Source organism: Celeribacter marinus, from assembly GCF_965656515.1.
In the GTDB taxonomy this organism is placed as follows: domain Bacteria; phylum Pseudomonadota; class Alphaproteobacteria; order Rhodobacterales; family Rhodobacteraceae; genus Celeribacter; species Celeribacter marinus_D.
The window spans coordinates 21,767-27,233 of the sequence record NZ_CBFHKW010000034.1; the positions used below are offsets into that span (position 1 = coordinate 21,767).

Here is a 5,467-nt window from a genome sequence, read left to right on the forward strand (position 1 = left end):
GAGCCGGGTGAAACGATGACCGCCTTTCTCCGCCACAACCCCGGTTTCAAGCCGGGCCCGAGCCGCGTGCCTCTGATCCTGATCGGCGCGGGGACCGGCATCGGACCGCTTGCGGGCTTCGTGCGCAACAACGGACGCGGCAGGCCGATCCACCTGTTCTTCGGCATCCGCCATCCCGACAGCGACTTCTTCTACGTCGAGGACTTTTCGGCCTGGCAGCAGGACGGTCGTCTGACCCGCCTGATCACGGCCGTCTCGCGCGGGGCGCGCCCCCACTACGTACAGGATGCGCTGCGGGGCGAGGCCACTCAAGTTGCGGACCTTGTTTGCAATGGCGCACGCGTGATGGTTTGCGGCGGACGCGACATGGCGGCGGGCGTGGCCGATGCGCTGGGCGAGATTCTGGCACCGACCGGGCTCACGCCGGCGGTTTTGAAGGCGGAGGGGCGATACATTGAAGATGTCTATTGAGCGCGCGCGCATCGCCCTTAACGGCCCCACGATGGGCACCCGTTGGTCGGCTCTATTCTACGCCGAACCGAGCGTCGACCCCGACCCGATCCGCGTGGCACTGCAAGCGGCTGTGGAAGAAGTGGATGGACAGATGTCGACCTGGAAGCCCGACAGCGATCTGATGCGGCTCAACGCAGCACCGGTGGGCGATTGGGTGGCTGTCCCCTCGCGCCTTGGGCACGTCCTCCGCCTTGGCCTCGAGATAGGCCGCGCCTCGGACGGGGCCTTCGACATCGGCATGGGCGACGCTGTCGCTGCTTGGGGCTTCGGGCCGGAGGCCGCCGCACCCGATGGGATACGAGCGGCAATGAAAGCCCCGCGCCGCGCGGCGCATGAGGTTCTAGAGTTTGACGACGACCATGTCCGTAAATCCGCGCCCACCGCGCTTGACCTGAACGGCATCGCGAAGGGCTATGGCGTGGACCGGTTGGCCGAGACGCTACGCGACCACGGAATCGACAACGCCCTGGTCGGGATAGATGGGGAGATGCGCGCGACAGGCCTTCGGCCGGACTTCGAGCCGTGGACGATCGCCGTGGAAGCGCCAGACACCGAACGCAGGACGCCGCATTCGATCCTCGCGTTGCAAGACGCCGCTGTCGCTACCTCCGGCGATTACCGACACTGGGTCGAGGTTCAGGGACGACGCCTATCGCACACCATGGATCCGAGGCGCGGCGCACCGCTGATCGTGCCGCCTGCTTCCGTCACCGTTGTTGCCAGCAGCTGTGCCGAAGCCGATGCCTGGGCAACGGCGTTCATGGTGCTTGGCCCAGAGAGGGGCGCGGCACTCGCAAGAAAACACGGGCTCGACGCGCTGTTCCTCCTGCGTGACGATAACGACAACGCAAGGGGCGTCGGAGTCGGCCGACTTTTTTCCGAAGAGCCCGCGGCGATGACTCCATCAGAGGGGAGATAAGCCGCATGGACCAGACCCGTACCGATCGCTTCAAGACCGCATTTCTGCTTCTGGCCGTGATTGGCCTAATCGCGGGTCTTGCATTCTAATTCACTGGCAGAGCCGATATTGCGAATATCGTTTGGTTAGCTGGGGCTGGCCGAGCGGGTGACCGAAGGGCTCAGTCTGGATGGGCTTTGCGCCGACCTGCCCCCGGACCAGAAAGTCCTGCGCCTTCTTTCTGATCTCGTTGAGTGGATACAGGAATGGACCGCAGCTGGTCGCTATGGCTGGATTTTCGGTCCAAGCCCCGAGAATACTTTCTCGCTCGATGGTGATGTCGTCGGGTTCGACCTGACCGGCATTCTCGACAGTGAAAGCGAGAAAGAGCGCATTGCGGTCCTGTCATACCTATGTCGGCGGATGGAACGCGTGATTGAAGAACTTATACCTACGCTGATCATCATCTATGAGGCCTGCAAAGAACTTGACAATCCGGACTTCTCAAACCGGCTCAGCAACTGGCTTGCGACCGCGCACAAACAGAACGCGATCATCGTGACGATGCCCCAATACGCCAGCCAGCTCGAGAGACCCCGAACTGGCAAGGCGATGCTGGAGGCCCTGCCAACGCAGCTTTTGCCTCCCAACTTGAACATGACGCAAATTTTGCATGATGGGACATTTTAAATGCAGGGCAGATGTACCGCCCTGCAGCGATGGTCTCAAGCGACGATTAGTCGTCGTGATCAGAGCCATGATCGTCATCACCGTCGTCGTTGTCATCACGGTCGTCATGGTCATTACCGTCGTCGTTGTCATCACGGCCATCATGGTCATTACCGTCGTCGTTGTCATGACTGCGATCTTCGTAACCATTGTTGTCAGACCCGTAGCGATCATCAGAACCACCAACATGATCGGTGTCGTCCTTGTAATTGTGATCATCCACTTCGACGTAAGCCGTCTCGCCAGTCGATGTCGTTACGGTCGTGTATACATCATCGCTACCCGTTCGTGGTGCGCGGCGCATCTCATTTGCTTCGACCAAAATCGTGTCGCCTGTTGCGGTCGTAACTTCGACCAGAACGTCGTCCGATCCATCTACATCGTCAACGTGCTTCTGTTCGATCTTTTGTATCGTGCCGGCAACCGTAGTTGCGTCATTCGTCTCAACACGCTGGCGCACAACTGCGCCGGTCGAATTGTTGAGCACGACAGTGGTTTCCAGACCAGTCGACGAATAGGCCTCAACCGAAGAATTCAGAACCCCGCGGCGAACGGAAAAGTGTGTGTAGCCCTGCGCGAACAGGCTATCGATCTGAGCTTGTACATAGTCCTGAGCAGACGCTGCGGTGACCGAAAGAGCGAGCGCGATGCTCGTAAGCGATAGTGTTTTCATAGCTAGTCTCCAAATTTTCGACGCACCGTAGGCGATGTGCCGCTGATGAGATCAACATAACCACCGCATCCCACACCCCAAATATGCTAATGGTGTATTTGAGGCCGCTTTTGCCTCTATACCGATGGTTTATGGTGTTTTGGGCAGGTTTAACCCTAAGCTTTATACGTATGAAAAAGGGCACTCCGATGCATTCAACAAACAAACTCGAAAATGCGACCTTTGCGACAATCATTTTCTGGGGCATGGGGGTATCAGGACTTTTCTTCACTCAGGATGTGATTGCCGATCTACGGGAACACATCAACGACGGGCGCGGCTACCAATTGGGTGACCTCTCCCACCTTGTTTTCGAAATCATCGCCGTCACCGCTCTCGGATTCGGTATGCTTCTTTTGTCCATCTACATAACCGATCTAAAGACAAAGAACGCTCGCCAACGCGAAACGCTCCATTCCCTACGCAACGATTTCGACAGTCACGTTCACGCTCAGTTCGACGATTGGTCCCTCACCCCGTCAGAATCCGACATCGCGCTTTTGCTCATGCGCGGACTTGCATCAAAAGACATCGCTGAATTGCGCAATTGCACCGTTGGCACGATCAAGGTTCATTCCCATAACATCTTTCGCAAGGCAAACGTCTCCTCGCGCGTGGAACTCATGTCTCTGTTTTTGGATGAATTTATGGATGTAGGGATGAAATCCGCACCGCCGAGAGCCACCTAATCAGACCGACTGCAACGCCCCAGTTTCACCGCAGACCTGTAGCTTCATTTCAAGCGAGCATATCGAGCACGTCACGCTGTGCATGATAATTCTCTTCGGCCTCGACAGGCGGGATGCTCCCAATGTGTCCACGCAGCCGCCTGTCGTTACACCAGCCGACCCAGCCGAGCGTGGCCATTTCCAGATCCTGCATGTTGCGCCGGAGCCCTTGACGACAGACCAGTTTGGTTTTGTACAGGCCGTTAATCGGCTCTGGGACGGCATTGCCATACGATTCCCCGACGCTACCAACTGATCGCTCAATGCCAACTTTAGCCAAACGTGCGGTATACCGAATGGACAAATATTGCCCGCCGCGGTCCGAATGGTGGATCAAGCCGCCTTTTTGAATAAACCGTCGATCGTGAGGTGCCTGCTCCACAGTATCCATTGCCCAGCAGGCGATTTGTGAAACAAATCTGCCGAGATGGGAGAACAAAGTTCGTTTTGGCAGACCGTGACACTCGCCAGCCGACAATGCGATCTGCGAATGCGTCGATGAGCGAGACCTTGTTCGCAATTGGTTCGAAAACAATGGTTGAGCGGCCACATATACAAATCCCAGCCAAATGGACACATAGCCATTTTTTACCCTCACTTTGAGTGTTTCGAAGAACATGGCCAAAGCGGTCAGCAAGGGGGCGTCAGCGCGAAAATTGCCGCGCGAGGGATGCGTTGGCGGGGAGCTTGTTGAAACGGTGCTCATACCGCGTCTTGCGTGCCTGCCCGCTTATGTGCAGCAATCACAAAACACGGCGTTGAGGATCGGGCATGGCAAAGGCGAACTGACCTGATTTTGTTTAACCCGGAAAAGACCCAGATCGCACCAAGCAAGCGCGACCGACTTTAATTCAACAAGCGCAACCTGGCCTTCAGCGCGCAGTCGATCGAAGCAAGCAACACCTCTGGGAAACCCGCAGGAAGCTGGTTGAACGTGACCTCACATATCCCGCGTGAGGTCTCCTGCAGTTCTTCGAACAGGCCCTGCACGACTGCGCGGGATAAGCCAGATCGAACGCCGGTCTCCACGATATGTCGACCAACGATATTCGCCACCTTGTAGTGGTTTGAGTTGCCGAAATTCATAGCAAGCTTGAAGTATTTTCGCTCGATCTGCCGGGCGTCGACGGTCGGCTGCACCGTTAGAACGTCGTAAAGCGGCGTCATGCGGAAACGCCCGCCGGGCAAGAGACTGATGCTGAAATTCTTACCGTGCCCGTCTGTCGCGCCAAGCAGCCAGAACAGAACGTTGGCTTTGAAAAAGTCGTATCGGTCTAGGTTGGGGGCATCGCTCCCCAACAAAAGGTCCATGATGTCCGAGATCCCGGGGCCGCCCTCGTTCTGGTACTTTTGCGTGGGCATAACAGATAGTGCTTGGCAACAATCTTCCTGCGGCAGACGGATCAAACGGCCGTCAGACGTCCAGCGCCGATCAAAACGCTCGACAACCAAAGCCTTCTTGTCGCCGAATTGAGCCATCTCGACATTCGCAGCCCGAAGCCCAAACGCCCCCATAAGCTTGAGACAAAGGTATTCATTTTCAACACTGTCGGACAGGTCCATGCCGTTGGGTAGCCTGCCTATTTGCGGCTTGATGATGTGCGTGGTTGGCGTCGTGCCCGTTGGCTCAATCCACTGACCATCTTTACGAAGCAGCGCCGTTTTCTCCTGTGCACCCGCTACTGAAATGCGGAAGTCATTCTCTCGGCGAATACCAAGAGGCGCGAGATCAAGGTCGCTCAGGATTGCCTCAATCTGCGCCTCGTCAACAGGTTCCCCAGTTAACTCGGACATTGGCTGGGGCTCTTGCCCATCAGGCAGAAACTGCAGCGCACCAATGCAATCGCGCCCGATTTGTGAAAGCAAGCTGAAGGCATCGACGCCTTC

General features: G+C 57.1%; 4 protein-coding genes and 3 pseudogenes. 4 read left to right on the top strand and 3 right to left on the bottom strand.

The features are described 5' to 3' along the window. The 3 genes and pseudogenes from ACTG34_RS08980 to ACTG34_RS08990 all read left to right on the top strand — a co-directional run. Window positions 1–471: pseudogene (locus ACTG34_RS08980) on the top strand (PepSY domain-containing protein); the annotation flags it as partial. Then, window positions 461–1,432, top strand: coding sequence for an FAD:protein FMN transferase (locus ACTG34_RS08985; protein WP_439104600.1), 972 nt, complete (start codon window positions 461–463; stop codon window positions 1,430–1,432). The pseudogene ACTG34_RS08980 and the gene ACTG34_RS08985, both read left to right, overlap by 11 nt. 222 nt (window positions 1,433–1,654) lie before the next feature. Then, window positions 1,655–2,101: pseudogene (locus ACTG34_RS08990) on the top strand (type IV secretion system protein B4); the annotation flags it as partial. A gap of 46 nt (window positions 2,102–2,147) precedes the next feature. Here the strand turns inward: ACTG34_RS08990 and ACTG34_RS08995 are convergent. After that, window positions 2,148–2,813 (bottom strand): hypothetical protein, encoded by a 666-nt coding sequence (locus ACTG34_RS08995; RefSeq protein WP_062219659.1) that lies wholly within the window; start codon window positions 2,811–2,813, stop codon window positions 2,148–2,150. Window positions 2,814–3,001: 188 nt separating this feature from the next. Between ACTG34_RS08995 and ACTG34_RS09000 the strand changes: the two genes are divergently transcribed. Beyond that, window positions 3,002–3,541, top strand: a complete 540-nt coding sequence (locus tag ACTG34_RS09000) for a helix-turn-helix transcriptional regulator (protein ID WP_439104598.1) — start codon at window positions 3,002–3,004, stop codon at window positions 3,539–3,541. Between the two features lie 49 nt (window positions 3,542–3,590). On the opposite strand, the pseudogene ACTG34_RS09005 reads toward ACTG34_RS09000, so the two are convergent. Together ACTG34_RS09005 and ACTG34_RS09010 are read right to left on the bottom strand one after the other, a co-directional pair. Beyond that, window positions 3,591–4,160: pseudogene (locus ACTG34_RS09005) on the bottom strand (hypothetical protein); the annotation flags it as partial. 266 nt (window positions 4,161–4,426) lie between these two features. Next, the coding region (locus tag ACTG34_RS09010) for a HipA domain-containing protein (protein ID WP_439104599.1) at window positions 4,427–5,467 on the bottom strand (1,041 nt) is incomplete at its 5' end.

What these genes read in the sequence shown, in the direction of transcription:
- ACTG34_RS08985 (WP_439104600.1), top strand. Translation starts at nt 461, where the DNA reads ATGTCTATTGAGCGCGCGCGCATCGCCCTTAACGGCCCCACGATGGGC.
- ACTG34_RS08995 (WP_062219659.1), bottom strand. Translation starts at nt 2,813, where the DNA reads ATGAAAACACTATCGCTTACGAGCATCGCGCTCGCTCTTTCGGTCACC.
- ACTG34_RS09000 (WP_439104598.1), top strand. Translation starts at nt 3,002, where the DNA reads ATGCATTCAACAAACAAACTCGAAAATGCGACCTTTGCGACAATCATT.